This is a genomic window from Thiospirochaeta perfilievii, assembly GCF_008329945.1.
In the GTDB taxonomy this organism is placed as follows: Bacteria; Spirochaetota; Spirochaetia; order DSM-2461; family DSM-2461; genus Thiospirochaeta; species Thiospirochaeta perfilievii.
Genome location: NZ_CP035807.1, coordinates 1018234 through 1035777, shown reverse-complemented (window position 1 = coordinate 1035777; position 17544 = coordinate 1018234). Strand labels below are relative to the sequence as shown.

The window sequence follows — 17544 nt, the reverse complement described above, 5'->3', positions numbered from 1 at the left end:
TGTATATAATTTATTATAAAGATTAATGGTTTTATTAATAACTGTCAAACATAAGGTATTTTATTTTGGATAAGTTTAAATTTTTTATACTAATAATTGTGATATTTCCTCTAAATTTATACTCTGCTAGTAGTTTTAAAGAGGGGATTGAGCTTTTTGAAAACAATGAAGTAGAAGAAGCTGTCTATTTTTTTGAAGAGGCTTTAATAACTGATCCCACAGAAGATGTATATAAATATCTTGCTGAATCCTACAATATTCTTGGGAATCATGAGGATGAGATCCTCATTTTAGAAGAAGGTGTCACAACAGGAATAGGGGATGCATCCTATTTCTATTTCAAACTTGGTAATGCATATCACCTATTAGGTGATTATAAAAATGCATTAGAGAGCTATTTACAAGTAATTACTATTAATAAAAAATATGTAAATGAATCCTTTTTAAATATAGGGAATGTCTCCGTCCAGCTTAAACTATACTCTAATGCAATTGATAACTATTCAAAATATTTAGAGCTTGAGCCTAATACAACTCAAAAGAGAAAGATAATAAAAATGGTTTTTGTATTAAAGAAACTATTAAAAGAGCAGCTAGATCAATTAGAAGAAGAGAAAAAGATTGATGAAGCTAATAGGATAGCTAAGGAAGAGGCTGCTAGGTTATTAGAAGAAGAGAGATTATCAAAAACAGCGCTAAATGAGGACTTAGAAGCCCAAAGAGAGGCTAAAGCTAGGCAGCTAGAAGAGGAGAGACTTCTTTATGATAGTCAGACAAGGGACTTGGAACAGGATAAAAGGGATTTTGAAATAGCTGAAGAGAAGGTCCTTAATCCTCCTGACCCTGATATTGAGGAGCAGAGAAGGGTTCTACAATTAAGGGAAAAAGAGTTAAACGAGCGGGAACAGAGGGTTTTAGAGGCTGAAGAAGCTCTAAAAGAGACTGAACTCGCCCTAGAGAAGAGTCGGCAAGAGGCTATGGAGTCTGAGATTCAAGCCCCTAGAGCTAAGACAGAGGAAGAGATTAAGGCAGAAGAGAGTGCTAAAGAGCTTGCAGAGTTTAATAGAAAAAAAATTGAAGAAGAGAAACGTCAGCAAGAATTAATGAATGATATACTTCAATCCCTTGAGAAGATTGGTGAAAACGCTAAGGGAATAAATGCTAGTAGCGAAGGGGCATTTGGAGAGTTAGAGGGGTCAGGAATAGATGAGTAAAAAAAATGGTGTAATAATCGCTTCGGCTATAATAATTTTAACCCTTTTAGGTGGTGCTGGTGCATACTTATACAATAGAAATAGTAAGTTAGAACTAATAAACGAGTACCTAACTAACAATGATTATACAAGTGCAGAGGAAGTTTTAAGTAGTTTATTACTAAATAGTAGTGATGATGAACTTATTCAATTAGCCTCCCAGATTAAGAGTAAAGAAGAAGATTATTTAAGGAATGAAGAATTAAAGGCAAAATTTAAAGAGAGTATAACTAATGATATAGAGTCTATCTATTTAGATAACATATTAGATGAATTCTCCCAGTTAAAAGATGAGCTTTTACTAATTGATCCAAGTAATTCAAAAATAAAAGCAATAATTGAAGGTATAGATAACCAAGAGAGAGATCTATTACAAAAAGTTCAGATATTAATGAACTCTATGTTTAATGCTAAAAGTGAAGAAGAGGCAGATGCTTTAAAAAAGATGATTTATGATCTTTTAGATGAGTCAAAAAGTGATTTTATTAGATCCCAGGTAAATAATGCAGAGATTATTAAAAATGAGATATTAGAACAAGATCCTAAGAACAATTTAGCAAATAAGTTAGATAATAGATTAGCAGTGCTTAAAAAAGAGCTTCAAACAAAAGAAGAGAAGGCAGCTTTTAAAAAGAAGATCGACCGTCTTTTAAATGATACTCAGAAATTAATAGAAGACAGTAAATTTCAAGAGGCAGAGACTCTTAGAAAGAGTATCCTCGACCTAGATCCAAGTAATAGGCTAGCCCAGGATTTAGAAGAGAAGATTAAAGAGAGAGAAGAAGAGAAAAAACTAAATGATAAGGTTTCAAATCTTATATCCATGGCTGAAGCAGCTATAAATAGTAAACTGTTTGATAGTGCAGAAAAGTATAGGCAGGAGATAATACAACTAGATCCTAAAAATAAGGATGTAGCAAAATTAAAAGAGATCATACTAAAAAAGAGAAGGAAGAGTTTAATAAGCAGGTTGAAGAGTTAATAAGTAGAGCTACAAATGCTATAGATAAAGGACAACTTGATTATGCAGAAGATTTAAGACAGGAAGTTGCTAAGCTAGATCCTACTAATCCTAGGGTTAAAGAGTTAATAAATAAGATTAAACAGAAAGAGAGAGAGTTAGCTGATAAAAAAGAGCAGGAGAGACTAAAGGAGATTAATAAGCTTATTACACAAGCTAAAAAGAGTTTTGAAAATAAGGCTCTATTAGAGTCAGAGGACCAGTTTAATAAGGTTCTATTACTAGATAATAATAATCTCGAAGCTCTTAAAGGGTTAGCTGACATCTCTATAATAAACTCTAAAAGTGATAAGTCAGAGATCCCTAGATCCATAAGAAAGGTTTTAAATGTATTAGATAGGGAGCCAAATAATCTAGATTATTTAAAATCCCTTGTTGATCTATATAATAGAAATGAGGATTTTAAAAAAGAGTTATCTACCCTTGATAGAGTATTAAAAATAGACCCAACAGCTGATTTTTATGTAAAGGCTGGTATTGCATCCTACAAGCTAACCCAGTATGAAAATGCTGCCCAGTATTTAGATTCAGCTATAGGTTTAGATAGTAGTTATCCTGAAATTTACTACCCCTATGCTCTAACCTTCGAGAAGTTAGGGGATAATGATAACAGGGAAGCCATGCTTAAAAAAGGTTCTTCCCTAAGACCAAACCACGCTGCAACACTATATGAACTAGGTCGGTATTATACTGATAAAGAGAACTATAGTGAGGCTCTTAACTTATTTTTAAAGGCCTATGGAATTTCTAAGGATAGCGTAAAATATCAGATGGGAGTTGCTTTAGCATATTTTAACTTAAAAGAGTTTGATAAATCTATTAAGATATATGAGAGTATTTTAAGTATAGATAAAACAAAGAGTGAGGTTTATTACAACTTAAGTATGGCTAGGATGGAGATTGGACAGTACGATCAAGCACTAACTGATATCTCCCTGGCTATTAAATTAAAACCAAACTCACCTACTTATATATATACTATTGGTCAAATATCCGAGGCTCTAGGTAGGGATGATAATGCAATCTCCTACTACTTAGCTGCAGTTAAGCTGGATAATAATTATTATAAACCTATGTTAAACCTAGGAAATATTTACGATAGGTTTGGTAGATATGAGGATGGGCTTAAGATTTTACAATTAGCATATAAAATTAAACCTGATGACCCAGATGTAAGGTTTAGTTTAGGAACTTCATATCTTCATAATAAGATGTATAATGACTCTTTAAAGCTTTTAGAAGAGTCTTACAATAATGATAAAAACTCAACTCTAAAACTTTATAACTTGTCCCTTGCATATACCGAGGTAGGGAATAGTGAGGCTGCAGAGAAAGGGTTTAAAAAGGTTTTAGAAATGGATAGTAATTTTTACGATGCATACTACTATCTAGGTCAGCTACTATTTACCCTAGATAGACAGGAGGAGGCTAGGACCTATCTTAAACAGGTCCTAGAGTTAAATCCAGAGTATAAATATAAGGATAAGATTAAAGAGGTTCTCTAATCATTTAGTTTTATATGACTTACCTCTTTAAAGTGTGGCCCTAACCTAGGTAGGATATGGGCTATAGAGTCAAAGTCTCCCTCTATTCCTAATACTGCATACCCCCTATTCCCCCTCTCTCCAAGTTGCAGTGTTTCAATATTTACATCTAAGGATGATAGGGCTGATAGAAGAATTAATAAAACTCCCGATCTATTTTTATGGCTAGTAATTATCATATGTTTAGTTACTGGTGTATGTATCTCCACACCGTCAATTTCTAGTAGGTATAGGTCTTCAATATTCTTTTCAGAGATACCTGTCATCTCCTTAAGTTCTAGTGTGTGGAATAGTCCCTGCCCTGTACCCTTTGTAAACTCTAAAGCCTCCTTTACATCATCGGAATTCCCGGAGAATGTTAAAAAGGCCTCTGCAGTTCCATTTCCGTCAGAGTTAAGTTCTGCAGTCTCAATATTAATTCCCTCTGAGGCTAGGGCGTTTATCAGTATTGTTAATACCCCAGGCTGATCCCTATGGGATGAGTAGATACCTAACTTTTTTACCGCATTTGGTTCAGGGTGGTTAGGTGAGATTGTTAGAGATCTATCATCTTTTCTTACTGTTACACAGTCAAATGTTCCACCTTTTACAGAGTTTGGAAAGTCCGTTGAAAGTTTTGTATAGGCTCCACCAAAGGAGTAGTTTGGAATCCTATTTCTATGGGTAACACTCCTCTTGTTTAGTAGCTCTATGGCACTATTAACTAGGGAGTACATCTTAATTTTCTCCGGTGTTGAATCTAGAGGTCTTTTTTCTGGTATACAGTGACAGAAGCTTAGGTAGTGGGTATAACCCGCCTCTTTTAAGTACTCTATACCCTCTTTATATAGTTTCCCTAAATTCTCAATATAGTGGGTATCTGTACCAAGAGTTACAGGTATACCAAGGGTGTTTGCTCGTTTTAATATGCTAATATGGGGGTAGATACCACACTCTCTTTTAATACCTGCTAAATTTACATCTAAAGCAAGGTTGTACTCGCTAATTTTTTCTAATACTAACCTCATCTTCCTAGCAACCGGTTCATCAGAGTTATCTAAATCCATAAAACATTCAGGTAGGGGAGTATAGAGTTTTAAAAGGTCAAGATGTCCCACAACCTGAATATTGTCCCATGTTGCATCTAACATCTCTACCATCTCATCTAAATAGCCTAACCAGTAATTTTCTAAGCCACCACGTTTTTCTATAAGTTTTTCTGTCTCTTCCTTAGATCCATCATAGGCTATTTTTTCCTTGGAAAAGTGTATTGATCCAATAACAAAGTCGATTCCATCTGCTTGAAATGTCTTGCTTCTATTCCATGCAAGGCCAATATCACTCCCCTGCCACTCTAACTCTATCCCATGTTTTATTGTTATCTTGTTTTTATATTTTTTCTTTAATGCATTTATGTTTTTTCCATAGTTAAAATATGCATTATCCCCTCTAATAAACTTTATATCTGTATTTCTCTCTCCCTGGTATCTAAAACCGGTAAGTCGAGGGGTGTGTATAATAAATGTAACACTTGGATAACCCTTCTCTATAGCTATCCTTACTACATTTTCTATATCGTCTATACCATGTTTTACATGGTCGCTACCTGTTCCTGTATGTATACCGTGGGTTTCCCAAACAAAATTTTCCATATAATTACTCCTTTAACTATATTATGTTAATGATTAAATCTTATGAAGTATCATTTTAATTTTTTTTATTATTTAACGTTTAGGGCCAGGTTTAATATAGAAAAATTCCATAAGTTAAAGTATTATAGCAAACATGAATAGGTGCTGTAGAGATGCGAATAATTATTTAAAAAAATCAGATTTAGTTAACTTAAACGAACTAGAACCTTTTATAAATAATTTTAATAGTAAAATTGAAGAATACTCTACAAATGGATTATCATCCTTCCTTTTAGGTTCTGTAGAGTTGTGTATTAAGTTGTCTTTGTCTATTGGTTATAAAAGAGGCGAAGCTGAAACAAGGTGGTTAAAGGGTAATATCCTCTCCATGGGTGGCCAGTATAATAGTGCCCTTAAGAGTTTTTATAGAGCCTTAGGCTTGGTAGAGTATGGATCGAACATGTATGAATTGATTAATAGCTCTATAGCATTAAACCTTTTTTATATAGGTGATACTTTATCTTCCTTAAATATTGTAAGGGAGTTATCAAAGGGTAATGAGAGCCAGTCTTTAAACTATATCCTATCCCTTATCCTAATAAATAGGGGTGAGGACCAGTTATCATCCCTCCTTCTATCTAAAACCACAGAACTTCCCCAGCTGGACCAATTGAATAGGGTTAGTAGGTTGTTAGAGCTTAATAAAGTGGATTTAGCAATATCTCTATTCTCTACTATAAGTAGAGGTGAAGATCTAAATAATATCTTTTTAGAGGCTTATGCTCAAAGTTTAGAGCTTTTAATTAACTCTAAACTGCACAATGATATAAATATAGAGTTGATTCCAGAGATTGTGAACTTATTGAAGTGTAAAACAAGTTCGTACCACTATATTGATGGGATATTAAATATTGCAGAGGTTTTTATTAACTTAGACTGCTTAGAAGAGGGTTTTGATCTTTTAAATAGAGCAACCCAGGATAAGAAGGATTTAAAATCCTTAGATCTTAGAATCTTTAGATTGATGGAAGTTCTATCAACAAAGCAGGGGGATTTTAAAAAGGCCCATGAGAATTATAATTTAGTTCGTAACATAATTAAGTCAACAAATAGTTTTGAGATCACACGGGCTTTAAGGGATATGTCATCCTTTTTATATGTAGATGAGTGTATTGTTAGTTAAAATCCTTTGGCATTAATACACGTTTAGGTTTTTTAGGGTTTTTGTATTTAGGATTTTCCTGTTTACCCCTCTTAAATGTAATTAAACCATTTAGAAATCTCTCTAAAATGTCGTCAGATAACTCCCTAAACAGGGGGTTGTCCTCCTTTGATAAATACTGGGTAATAGTCTCTTCCTCTACTTTATAATCATCTAATAAAAATATTTTTTTTATATCATTTTCCCTAAGGTTTAGAGCATATCTTAATTTTCTTAATACGTGGTTATTTCTATATTCCATTCCATCTCCATTGTTTTTTTTGCCATTTTTAAGACGTTTTCCTCTTTAGTATACTCTTCAATCCTATCTATTGGTATCCATTTTAAGTTAAAAGACTCACTGCTAACAGTAAAATTTTCATGGTAAGTAGGATAAAAAATATATGTGTAATCAAAATGTTTATGCTCTTTTACCTCCTTATACTTTGGGATTAGATGTATATCAAGATAAAAGGGTTCTATGTTATAGGGGGTTAATTTTAGACCTGTCTCTTCAAAACCCTCCCTAATAGCAATACTTAAAGGGTCTGTCTCCCCATCAGAGTGGCCTCCAGTAGGAATCCATATATTAAGTTTTTTATGATGAGTTAATAGGACTCTTTTTTTATCCCTGCTTACTATCCAGCAGGAGCCTGTTATATGGCCTATTGGGTTATTTCTAGAGTATATATTCCCCTTAGAGATAAAATCTTTAAACTCCCGTGTTGGTGTTTTTGTATACATTTGATACTCCTTTTAACTAGAATTATATTAGATCATAGTTTATAATTATAAGTGTTAAGGAGTCTCTAATGAAAAAATTATTTCTTTTAATATCTATTTTAGCGTTTTTTACAGGTTGTAGTAATCTTTTTAATGATGAAGTTAGTGTAGGTTTAGTAATAACCCCCACTGGACTTCCCAATACAAGGGCTGTAGACTCCTCTGTGACAAAATTAGAACTTTGGATATCAGATCCCGGTGTTGATTACAAGTTTGTACAGGAAGAGGATTACGATCATACTCAATTTTTTACAACAGTAGAGGATGAACTTATAGATTTAGAAGGTGGAGTTGTTAGGAATATTTATTCTAATTCAAATTCAATTGACTTTTCAATCAGGACTAACATAGAAAAAACTTTTACAGTTAGAGTTGTTTATGAAACAGGGTGGGTTTTTATGGGGCATACTACCCAAGCTATAAGTCCTTACGTTTCTACTATTCAGATAAAAATTTACGAGACGGCTTTTAGTGTGCAAAATAGGACCTTTGAAGATTGGAATGATTTCATTAAGGATTAGATACAATAAGGGCTTTTTTTACTAGATTAAACATGATATACTCTTCCGATGGCAAAAATTGATAAGGTTTTTAGTAACCCCCTAGGAGAAATCCCTCCATTTACATTTAATGAAAAAGTAGCCCATGTTTTTGATGATATGGCAGAGAGATCTATTCCCTTCTATAGGGAAGTACAAAAGATGATAACTGACTTATCCCTTACTTTTTTTCAGGAGGGCTCTAAAATTTACGATCTAGGTTGTAGTACTGCAACAACTTCAGCCCTAGTTTATCAAGGGCTTATAGATAGAGGTGTAACTGATTTTACAATAAAGGGTATTGATAACTCAGAGGCAATGTGTGAAGAAGCTAGAATTAAACTAGATAGCTTAGGTGCTTCTAAGGATCATGTCTCTATATCTTTAGGGGATTTTTTACAGGAAGAGATACATGATGCTTCTGTTGTAATTATGAATTATACCCTACAGTTTACCGATCCTCTAAAGAGGGAAGCTATAATTAAAAAGATTTATAATGGTCTACGTCACAATGGGATCTTGCTTGTAAGTGATAAACTTTTACAGACAAACACAGATATTAGTAGAACTTTTATTGATAAATATTACAACATGAAAAGATTAAATGGTTATAGTGAGTTAGAGATTTCCCAAAAAAGAGAAGCTTTGGAGAATGTTTTAATTCCTTATACCCTAGAGGAAGAGACTGCTCTTTTTACCCAGTGTGGTTTTAAGGGTGTTGATGCCTTTTTCTCTTGGTATAATTTTACATCATTTATCTGTATAAAGAAGTAGGAAATGACGTCAAAAGATTATATTAATAACAACTATTTAGAGAAATATAGGGGTAAAAAACTACCTTTAATTGATGAGATATTAAAAGAGAGGGCAGTTCAGTCTAGACTCCTAGATATAGAGGCAAATAGACACCACTGGGATAATATTAATAATCTACCAGATTTAAAAACTGACTTTCTAGACCTTACTGGGGAGTCTGTCTCTATAGGATTAGAGAGTGAGTTAGATGATGAAGGTAAAAAAGCCTTAGATAAGACCCTAATTGACCTAAAACCCTGGAGAAAGGGACCATGGAACTACTTTGGTGTGGATATTGATACTGAGTGGCGAAGTAATATGAAGTGGGATAGGGTTTTAGAGGCTGTAAAACCGAACTTTAAAGGTAAACGTATTCTAGACATTGGGTGTAATAATCTCTATTATATGTACAAAATGTTACAGGGTGATCCAGAACTTATTTTAGGTTTTGATCCCATACCTAGGTACTACTTTAATCATCTATTAAATAGAAGATTTGTTCAGGACCCAAGGGTTGAGTTTGAACTATTTGGTGTTGATCAAGCTGGAATGTTTAAGGACTTTTTTGACTATACATTTTTTATGGGTATTTTATACCATAGAAGAGACCCTTTAGGCTCATTAAAAAGTGTATATGACTCATTAAAAAAAGGCGGGACAATTGTTATGGAGTGTTCCGGGATAGCTGGGGATGAGCCTGTAGCACTACTGCCTGAGGGGAGATATTGTAAAGCTCCTGGATATTGGTTTTTACCAACCTGGAAGACTATTGAGAATATGTTACATAGAACTGGTTTTACCCAAATTAAAACCTTTTATAAAGAACCATTAACAATGGAAGAACAGAGAAAGACTCCATGGATTGATACAAACTCCCTAGAGGATTTTTTAGACCCTAATGATTTAACTAAAACTGTAGAAGGTTATCCTGCTCCAGTAAGAATATATACAACGGCTGTAAAGCCACTTAAAAGAAATAAAAAGATATACGATTAGCGTATAGAAGGAATTATATATGGGATTAAACTGTGGAATAGTTGGACTACCTAATGTTGGTAAGTCTACAATATTTTCGGCATTAACATCAGCTCCAGCTGAGGCTGCTAACTACCCGTTTTGTACAATAGATCCAAATGTAGGGGTTGTTGATATTCCAGATAAAAGATTGAAAAAGATCTCTGAATTTATACCTCCACAAAAACTTATCCCAGCATCTGTTGAGTTTGTAGATATTGCTGGTCTAGTTAAGGGTGCAAGTAAGGGTGAGGGATTAGGAAACAAATTTCTTGCAAATATTAGGGAAGTTGGGGTTATTATCCATGTTGTTAGATGTTTTGATGATGCGGATGTTATTCACGTAGACAACAAGATTGATCCAGCATCTGATATTGAGACAATTAACCTAGAGTTAGCATTTTCAGACCTTGATACAGTTGAGAAGCGAATGCAGAAGACTATTAAGCTTGTTAGAGCAAACGATGCTGACGCAAAAAAACTTATGCCTATTCTAGAGAGATTAAAAGAAGCTCTAGAGAATGGAAAGCCAGCTAGAACTCTAGAATTTACTGATTCAGAGAGGGAGTTGGTTAGGTCTCTTCATCTAATTACAATGAAAAAGGTATTATATGTTTGTAATATTGATGAGTCAGCCCTCCATGAGGATAATGACTATGTAAAGGTAGTTAGGGAGATTGCAGAAAAAGAGAGTGCTAGAGCCATTAAAATTTGTGGTCAATTAGAGGCTGAGATTGCTGAACTTGAAACAGATGAAGAGAAGGAAGAGTTTCTCTCAGATGCCGGACTTGAGGAGTCTGGTCTTTCCCACTTAATTCATGAGGGATACAATATGTTAGGTCTTAGAACATATTTTACAGCAGGTGATATTGAGGTTAGAGCGTGGACATATAAAGATGGGGATAAGGCTCCCCAGGCAGCAGGTGTAATTCATACTGACTTTGAAAAGGGTTTTATTAAGGCTGAAGTATACCATTGTGAAGATCTATTTGAACTTCATACAGAGGCTAACATAAAGTCTAAGGGTAAACTTAGGATTGAGGGAAAAGAGTATGTAGTTAAAGATGGTGATGTAATGCATTTCCGATTTAATGTATAATAAAAGTTAATATTAAGTATAAACCCGGCTATAAAGTCGGGTTTTTTTTGAGGTAAATATGTATAAACTAAAAAAAGGTGACACTATTGGGATCTTCTCTCCCTCTTCTGCAATTACAGCTAGTGCTCCAAAACGATTTAATAGAGCAAAAGCCTTCTTGGAGTCCAAGGGGTTTAAAGGAGCCGGCTACAGTAGAGAGAAGTTTTTCTCTACTTAAATTAAATGGTGTTTTTGATAGGATCTCTGGTATTCTTTTAGGTAAACACGAGCTTTTTAATGATATGGGAACTGGACGTAAACCCTATGAGATACTTCTAGAAGTATTAGATGGTCAGAAGATTCCATTTTTAGCTGAATTTGATTCCTGTCATACCCACCCAATGATAACTCTACCTATAGGTTGTTTTGTTGAGCTTGATGCAACAAATAAGAGTGTAACAATTTTAGACTCTATTTAATTATATATTTTAAAGAGGGTTAAGTTGTAAAATAGATGAATAAATAGGGATAAAACAAAGTATCTCTTTCTGCTTAGACTCTTTGATAATAGAAGGGCTGTTATTATATGTAGGGGGAGGGCTGTAAATGATCTTATAAGGGAATAATTATAATTTTCAATTGTAAGGTATAAAGTTTCGCATAGGGAGAAGCCTCCCCCTACAAAGAGTGATATTACTGGTCTATTAGGAATATCTTTAAACTGCTTAATTGCGATGTATTTAAAACCCTCTTCATTTATTGCTGACAGTAGTTTGAAAAATAAAAAGGGTAGGTTAATAGGTATAGTTATAATAATTATTAAACCTAAGATTTTCATAAAGATTAGCGCCGGTAAAACAGCTAATATTCCAAGTATAAGAGCTTTGTAAACTAAAACCCTATCCACACCTATAGTTATCTGTATTACTGAATATAGTAGGATTAGAACTAATATTGATGGGAGTAGGGTTTTTACAATCTCTAATATCACCTTATCCCATGCTCCAGATATTTAATAAAATTCTCCATCTGTTTTTTTGTTCCAATAGTTATTCTTATAAAATTAGGTAGTCCAAAGGAACCACACGGTCTTATTGTCATACCCTGCTCTAATATAGAGTTGTAAACTTCTTTACTATCCCTATTAACATTAATACAGATAAAGTTAGCCTGGGTTTTGTAATAGTCCAATCCTAATCTGTCTAACTCTTTATATAGGTATAACTTACCCTCTTGGTTCATCTTTAAGGACCGCTCTACAAATTCAGTATCACTTAATGCAGCTAAACCGGCAACTTGAGCTGCTTGATTAACATTAAAAGGCTGTTTTGTTCTCCATAGGTTTGATATTAACTCTATGTTTCCAATAGCATAACCAAGTCTAAGGGAGGCTAACCCATATATTTTAGAGAAAGTTTTAAGAATTAAAAGGTTTGGATAATTGTTTATCTCAGGTATACAGGAGTAAAAACTATCATCACCATACTCACCATATGCCTCATCTACAATTACTAATTTATCACTGGGTATTGAGTGGATAAAATCTAGAATCTCATCCTTAGGTAAAAAAGTCCCTGTTGGATTATTAGGGTTACATATATAGACTATCTTTGTCTTATCATCAACAAGTTTTAAACTCTCATATTTATTAAATGTTCCATCTATTAGAGGGGCCTTTCGAATCTCACCATTTGTTACTAGTGTGCTAAAAGTATACTCCGAGAAGGTATTTAAACCTGTTACAGCATTGTCTCCATCTTTTATTAAACATAGGGAAGGCCACATTAAAATTTCATCTGATCCATTCCCTACAATAATGTTCTCTGGAGTCAAATTATGTTTATTGGCTATAGCTTTTCTTAGCTCTAAGGAACTACCATCTGGATAGATACTATAGCTATCTATTTTTTTTATCGCCTCAATAGCTTTGGGGCTGGAACCTAGGGGGTTTTCGTTGGAAGATAGCTTCTCTTTCCCTTCAATTTTAATACCTGGTACGTAGGGAGGGATTCCCTTAATATTCTCTTTTATTATCATAATTTACTCCATCTGATTATATTTTAAAAAAAAATGTAACTTTTTAATAGTTCAGTTGTCTTTATAATTAAACAACATGGCAATTTTGTTTAAATTTACTCCTTTTTTGGGATCCTGCTGTTAGCAGGGTCTTTTTTTATAAACATATAGAAATAATTATCCCTAGAATGTATGATAAAGATAAATTAATATACAAGAGGTCTTTATGTCAGTTGAAAGAGTTAATCCAGTTCCTAGTGATTTAGATATTGCCCAATCTGCAGTAGTTAAACCTATTTTAGAAATAGCTAATAAATTTGGTATAGATATAGATGATCTTATACTTTACGGTACAGAAAAAGCAAAGGTAAAATTAAGTGCACTTAATAAGAGTAATAAAAAACCTGCAAAATATATAGATGTAACAGCTATAACTCCAACACCTCTAGGGGAAGGGAAAACCACAACTACTGTGGGACTAACCGATGGTATAGCTAAATTAGGGAAAAAGTCCGCATGTGCTATAAGGCAACCATCAATGGGTCCTACCTTTGGAATAAAGGGTGGAGCTGCCGGGGGAGGGTACTCCCAGATAGTTCCTATGGAGGATTTTAATCTGCATCTTACAGGGGATCTTCATGCAATAACAGCAGCCCACAATCTATGTTCTGCTGCAATAGATGCAAGATTACACCATGAAGCTAGATGGAGTGACTCTTTTTTTGAAAAAAGGGGCATGAAAAAGTTAAATATAGAACCAACATCTGTAACTTGGAATAGGGTTGTAGATATAAATGATAGATGTTTAAGAAATATTACTATTGGAAAGGGTGGATTAGGAGATGGTCCTATACGGGAAGCTCATTTTGATATAACAGTAGCTAGTGAATTAATGGCTATTTTAGCCCTTACCACAGATTTAAAGGATATGAGGGAGAGAATTGGTAAAATAGTTGTTGCAATGGATAAGAGTAAAAATCCAATTACTACCGAGGATTTAGGTGTCGCAGGAGCAATGACAGTTTTAATGAAGGATGGGATACAACCTAATATAATGCAGACAATGGAGGAGAACTTAGCCTTTGTTCATGCAGGACCTTTTGCAAATATCGCCCATGGAAACTCATCGATTATTGCTGATAAAATTGCAAGTAACTACTGTGACTACTTAGTTACAGAGTCCGGTTTTGCAGCTGATATAGGAATGGAGAAGTTCTTTGATATAAAGTGCCGGCAGAGTGGTTTAGTTCCTGATGCTGTGGTATTAGTTGCAACCGTTAGAGCTTTAAAGATGCACGGTGGAGGACCTAAAGTTACTCCTGGAAGGGATTTAGATTCTGTTTATAAAGAGGAAAACCTCGAACTATTAGAAGAGGGGTGTAAAAACATGTCCGCCCACATAAAAATAGCAAAAAAGTTTGGTATACCTGTTGTTGTTGGAATAAATCAATTTCATACAGATACTGAGAATGAGTTAGAATTAGTAAAAAAAATTGCATTAGAGAGTGGAGCATATGGAGCTGTTGTTACAAACCACTGGGCCGAGGGTGGAGATGGAGCTAAGGATTTAGCAGAAGTTGTAATAAAGGCCTGTGAGGAGGAGCATGACTTTAAGTTCTTATATGACTTAGATATATCTATAAAGGATAAAATTGAGGTTCTTGCTAAAGAGGTTTATGGTGCAGATGGTGTAGAGTTCTCCCCTGAAGCTTTAAGTAAGATCTCGTTGTATGAAAAATTAGGTTATGATAAGTTCCCTATCTGTATGGCTAAAAGTCACTTATCCTTAAGTCATGACCCAAAATTAAAAAATGTTCCAAAGGGTTATATATTTCCTATTACGGATATTAGAGCAAGTGTTGGAGCTGGATTTTTATATCCTCTAGCAGGGGATGTAAGAACTATGCCTGGTCTATCTAGCAAACCAGCATATATGAATATTGATATAGATACAGACACAGGTAAAATTACTGGTCTGTTTTAACAGAATACTAATGTAGAGCTAACAAAAACCTAAAATAAACTTTTTATATTTAGGTAACACTTTGGAGAGATTCAAGGTTTATATATATTGTTAAGCCTTAGGTAATGGAACATGTGCAAACTCCACAGGGATAAGGTACACCATTACAAGAAGGTTTTAATACATAGTTAGTTTTTTTAAGATAAATCTCCTCTATTTTTTTAGCTCCTTATAGTCAGGAGCTTTTTTTTGTTTATGGCAAAGTTGTAATGTTGTAGCAATAAACTATTAACCTTATATGTGTATTATAAAAATGTTTTTAATTCATTACTCCTTTTTTATTTTTAATTTAGGCTCCCTATAACTACTAGGGAGTCTTTTTTTTATAAAATATATTTGTACTCTAATTAACAAAAAAATCAAAATATAGCCTAAAAAACCTTAACCCTTGACATAAATGCCTTAATTCCTTAGTATACTAAGTATATTTAATGTTTAGGACACTAAGTATTTATTTCGAAATAAAAATTTATCATTCATTTAGTGTTAGATTCACAAAACCCACAAGAAGAGAAAAAAATGAAAATACAAAGACTAAAAAAACGATTATCTGGTGATCACAAATTCACTGGACACACTATTTTAGGTTCGATGTGTACCGAACCACATAGAGTTGCCAAGAGAACTTATAAGCACTTTTTATCAACCAATGTAGGAGATCCAGGGCTTTTCCCTAATTTAATAGAGTTAGAGAAAGAGTATATTTCCGAATTAGGAAGTCTTCTATCTAACGATGACGCTAAGGGTATGGTTGTTTCTGGAGGTTCAGAGGCTAATATTCTAGCATTATGGACTGCTCGTACTCTTGCTAAAGAGTATCAACGAGATGTCATTGTTTCAGAGACATGTCATTTTTCTTTTGATAAAGCTGCTAACCTACTTGGATTGAACTTAATTAAAATACCCGCTGATAGTAACCATAAAATAAGATTGGACCTAGTTAAAAAGGCTATTTCTGATAATACAATGGCATTAGTTGGTATTGCAGGAACTACAGGTTCTGGTGTTATGGACCCTATAGAAGAGTTGTCTAAAATTGCTGTAGAAAAAGATATTTATCTTCATGTTGATGCAGCCTTTGGAGGATTTATATTCCCATTTATTAAGGATAGCGCACCCTTTGATTTTAGGTTAGAAGGTGTCAAATCAATTACTATGGATCCCCATAAAATGGGAAGATCTGTAATTCAGGCCGGTTGTATAATTTACAGAAATAAGAAGGTTTTAGATGCTGTTCAAATCCCTGTAACATATCTAAGTGGTGGACATACAAAAAATAACTCTATTTTAGGAACAAGAAGTGGTGCTTCAATTGCTGCTGCTTGGATGGTATATAACTACCTAGGAATAGAGGGGTACCAGAAGGGTGCTGATAAAGTTATGGCACTAACTAAATGGTTTACAAATGAGATTAAAAAGATGCCACTTATGACTACAATTGTAGAACCTGAGTGTAACGTTGTAGGTATAACAACATCTGGTAAGATTGATATAAAAGAGATTTTAGCAGAGTTAAGAGAGAGAGGCTGGGCCGTATCAGAATGGAAGGATTACATTCGAATTACAGTAATGCCCCATGTAAAAAAGAGCTATCTTAAAAAATTCATGAAGGATTTAAATAAGATCTTAGACTCGTATAGAGTTACAAATATAACAGAAATTCGAGAGAATACATATAGTGTTGCTCGAGCAAGATTATCGACATATTAGAGGAGACAAATAGATGAAGAAAATTGTAGTTGCAATGCTTTTAGCGGTATCACTGCTATTAACAGGTTGTGCAAAACAGGACGATGGTTCGAAAAAAATAGTTTTTGGTGATAAATCATGGGACAGTATTAAAGTTCACAATAGAATAATGGCATTTATCATTGAAAATGGTTATGAAGGTTATGAAATTGACTATATTGCAGGTGATACAATACCTGTAGTTAATGGTGTTATGCAGGGTGATATCGATGTAGATATGGAGTCATGGCACTCAAACTTTAGAGAGTTATATGACAAAGCTATTAAACAGGGTAAATTAATTGACCTAGGTAAAAACTTACCAGATGCACCCCAGGGATGGTTTGTACCAAGATACTTAGTAGAAGGGGATGATGCACTAGCACCGGACTTAAAATCAGTAAAAGATTTAGCAAAGTATCCTGAACTATTTACAGATCCTGAAGATAAAACAAAGGGTCTAATTTATGGTGGTTGCGCAGGTTGGGGTCAGTTACCTATTTCTCAAAAAATATTTGATGATGCTGGTTTAGAAGATAAGTTTAACTTTGGTATTGCAGGATCAGGTACAGCTCTAGCTGGAACTATGGTTGGTCAATACAAAAAAGAGCAGGGATGGGTTGGTTATTATTGGGCACCAACTGCTATTTTAGGAAAACTCGACATGGTTATGTTAGAGGGTAGTAGATATGAACCTGCAGATGTAAATATTCTAATCAGTGAAGAGATGGAAGAGAAGGCTCCAGAGATTGTTGAAGTTCTTAAAAAATACTCAACTACTGTTGCACAAAATAACAAGTTCTTAGCTCTTATGGAAGATAATGAGTGGAGTTATGAAGAGACTGCAAAGTGGTTTTTAACTACGTATAAAGATCTTTGGAAAAGTTGGGTTCCAGCAGATGTTGCAACAAAAGTTGAAAGCGCACTGTAAACTGGAGA

At 34.1% G+C, this 17544-nt stretch carries 18 protein-coding genes; 12 read left to right on the top strand and 6 right to left on the bottom strand.

Annotated features, from left to right (window positions below; genetic code table 11):
* Nucleotides 1-98: 98 nt before the first annotated feature.
* Together EW093_RS04740 and EW093_RS04735 are read left to right on the top strand one after the other, a co-directional pair.
* Nucleotides 99-1214, top strand: a complete 1116-nt coding sequence (locus EW093_RS04740; protein ID WP_149567294.1) for a tetratricopeptide repeat protein — start codon at nucleotides 99-101, stop codon at nucleotides 1212-1214.
* On the top strand, nucleotides 1207-2235 hold the full coding sequence (locus EW093_RS04735; RefSeq protein WP_149567293.1) for a hypothetical protein: 1029 nt from the start codon (nucleotides 1207-1209) through the stop codon (nucleotides 2233-2235). The genes EW093_RS04740 and EW093_RS04735 overlap by 8 nt, the downstream gene beginning before the upstream one ends.
* Nucleotides 2236-2275: 40 nt before the next feature.
* Here the strand turns inward: EW093_RS04735 and EW093_RS04730 are convergent, their stop codons facing one another.
* Nucleotides 2276-2587 (bottom strand): hypothetical protein, encoded by a 312-nt coding sequence (locus EW093_RS04730; RefSeq protein WP_149567292.1) that lies wholly within the window; start codon nucleotides 2585-2587, stop codon nucleotides 2276-2278.
* Between the two features lie 307 nt (nucleotides 2588-2894).
* Here EW093_RS04730 and EW093_RS04725 point away from each other — a divergent pair, with 307 nt between their 5' ends.
* On the top strand, nucleotides 2895-3779 hold the full coding sequence (locus EW093_RS04725) for a tetratricopeptide repeat protein (protein ID WP_149567291.1): 885 nt from the start codon (nucleotides 2895-2897) through the stop codon (nucleotides 3777-3779).
* On the opposite strand, the gene EW093_RS04720 is transcribed toward EW093_RS04725, so the two are convergent.
* Nucleotides 3776-5449 (bottom strand): histidinol-phosphatase HisJ family protein, encoded by a 1674-nt coding sequence (locus EW093_RS04720; protein ID WP_149567290.1) that lies wholly within the window; start codon nucleotides 5447-5449, stop codon nucleotides 3776-3778. The two genes, EW093_RS04725 and EW093_RS04720, sit on opposite strands and share 4 nt — an antisense overlap.
* 133 nt (nucleotides 5450-5582) lie before the next feature.
* Between EW093_RS04720 and EW093_RS04715 the strand changes: the two genes are divergently transcribed.
* A complete protein-coding gene (locus tag EW093_RS04715) occupies nucleotides 5583-6611 on the top strand; it encodes a hypothetical protein (RefSeq protein WP_149567289.1) in 1029 nt (342 codons plus the stop codon).
* Here EW093_RS04715 and EW093_RS04710 read toward each other — a convergent pair.
* Together EW093_RS04710 and EW093_RS04705 are read right to left on the bottom strand one after the other, a co-directional pair.
* Complete coding sequence (locus EW093_RS04710) at nucleotides 6604-6891, bottom strand: DUF1456 family protein (protein ID WP_149567288.1); 288 nt, start codon at nucleotides 6889-6891, stop codon at nucleotides 6604-6606. The genes EW093_RS04715 and EW093_RS04710 overlap by 8 nt on opposite strands.
* Nucleotides 6864-7373, bottom strand: a complete 510-nt coding sequence (locus EW093_RS04705; protein ID WP_149567287.1) for an NUDIX hydrolase — start codon at nucleotides 7371-7373, stop codon at nucleotides 6864-6866. Before EW093_RS04705 ends, EW093_RS04710 begins: the two co-directional genes overlap by 28 nt.
* A gap of 68 nt (nucleotides 7374-7441) precedes the next feature.
* Here EW093_RS04705 and EW093_RS04700 point away from each other — a divergent pair, with 68 nt between their 5' ends.
* The 5 genes from EW093_RS04700 (at nucleotide 7442) to EW093_RS04680 (ending at nucleotide 11317) form a co-directional block, all read left to right on the top strand.
* Nucleotides 7442-7933 (top strand): hypothetical protein, encoded by a 492-nt coding sequence (locus EW093_RS04700; RefSeq protein WP_149567286.1) that lies wholly within the window; start codon nucleotides 7442-7444, stop codon nucleotides 7931-7933.
* 48 nt (nucleotides 7934-7981) lie between these two features.
* Nucleotides 7982-8725, top strand: coding sequence for a carboxy-S-adenosyl-L-methionine synthase CmoA (gene cmoA / locus EW093_RS04695; RefSeq protein ID WP_149567285.1), 744 nt, complete (start codon nucleotides 7982-7984; stop codon nucleotides 8723-8725).
* 3 nt (nucleotides 8726-8728) lie between these two features.
* Complete coding sequence (gene cmoB, locus EW093_RS04690; protein ID WP_149567284.1) at nucleotides 8729-9742, top strand: tRNA 5-methoxyuridine(34)/uridine 5-oxyacetic acid(34) synthase CmoB; 1014 nt, start codon at nucleotides 8729-8731, stop codon at nucleotides 9740-9742.
* 19 nt (nucleotides 9743-9761) lie between these two features.
* Nucleotides 9762-10859, top strand: a complete 1098-nt coding sequence (ychF, locus tag EW093_RS04685) for a redox-regulated ATPase YchF (protein ID WP_149567283.1) — start codon at nucleotides 9762-9764, stop codon at nucleotides 10857-10859.
* Between the two features lie 86 nt (nucleotides 10860-10945).
* On the top strand, nucleotides 10946-11317 hold the full coding sequence (locus EW093_RS04680) for a S66 peptidase family protein (protein ID WP_223111652.1): 372 nt from the start codon (nucleotides 10946-10948) through the stop codon (nucleotides 11315-11317).
* Here EW093_RS04680 and EW093_RS04675 read toward each other — a convergent pair.
* Both EW093_RS04675 and hisC read right to left on the bottom strand, forming a co-directional pair.
* Entirely contained in the window at nucleotides 11314-11829 is a 516-nt protein-coding gene (locus tag EW093_RS04675) for a hypothetical protein (protein ID WP_149567281.1), read from the bottom strand. The genes EW093_RS04680 and EW093_RS04675 overlap by 4 nt on opposite strands.
* The gene (gene hisC, locus EW093_RS04670) at nucleotides 11826-12875 is read right to left on the bottom strand and encodes a histidinol-phosphate transaminase (protein WP_149567280.1); all 1050 of its coding nucleotides are present in this window, start codon (nucleotides 12873-12875) and stop codon (nucleotides 11826-11828) included. The genes EW093_RS04675 and hisC overlap by 4 nt, the downstream gene beginning before the upstream one ends.
* A 205-nt stretch (nucleotides 12876-13080) precedes the next feature.
* On the opposite strand from hisC, the gene EW093_RS04665 reads away from it, so the two are divergent.
* The 3 genes from EW093_RS04665 (at nucleotide 13081) to EW093_RS04655 (ending at nucleotide 17536) form a co-directional block, all read left to right on the top strand.
* Nucleotides 13081-14838 carry a formate--tetrahydrofolate ligase gene (locus EW093_RS04665; RefSeq protein WP_149567279.1) on the top strand — a complete coding sequence of 586 codons (1758 nt, stop codon included), beginning with the start codon at nucleotides 13081-13083 and terminating at the stop codon, nucleotides 14836-14838.
* 558 nt (nucleotides 14839-15396) lie between these two features.
* Entirely contained in the window at nucleotides 15397-16587 is a 1191-nt protein-coding gene (mfnA, locus tag EW093_RS04660; RefSeq protein WP_149567278.1) for a tyrosine decarboxylase MfnA, read from the top strand.
* A gap of 13 nt (nucleotides 16588-16600) precedes the next feature.
* A complete protein-coding gene (locus EW093_RS04655) occupies nucleotides 16601-17536 on the top strand; it encodes a glycine betaine ABC transporter substrate-binding protein (protein WP_149567277.1) in 936 nt (311 codons plus the stop codon).
* Nucleotides 17537-17544 lie beyond the last annotated feature (8 nt).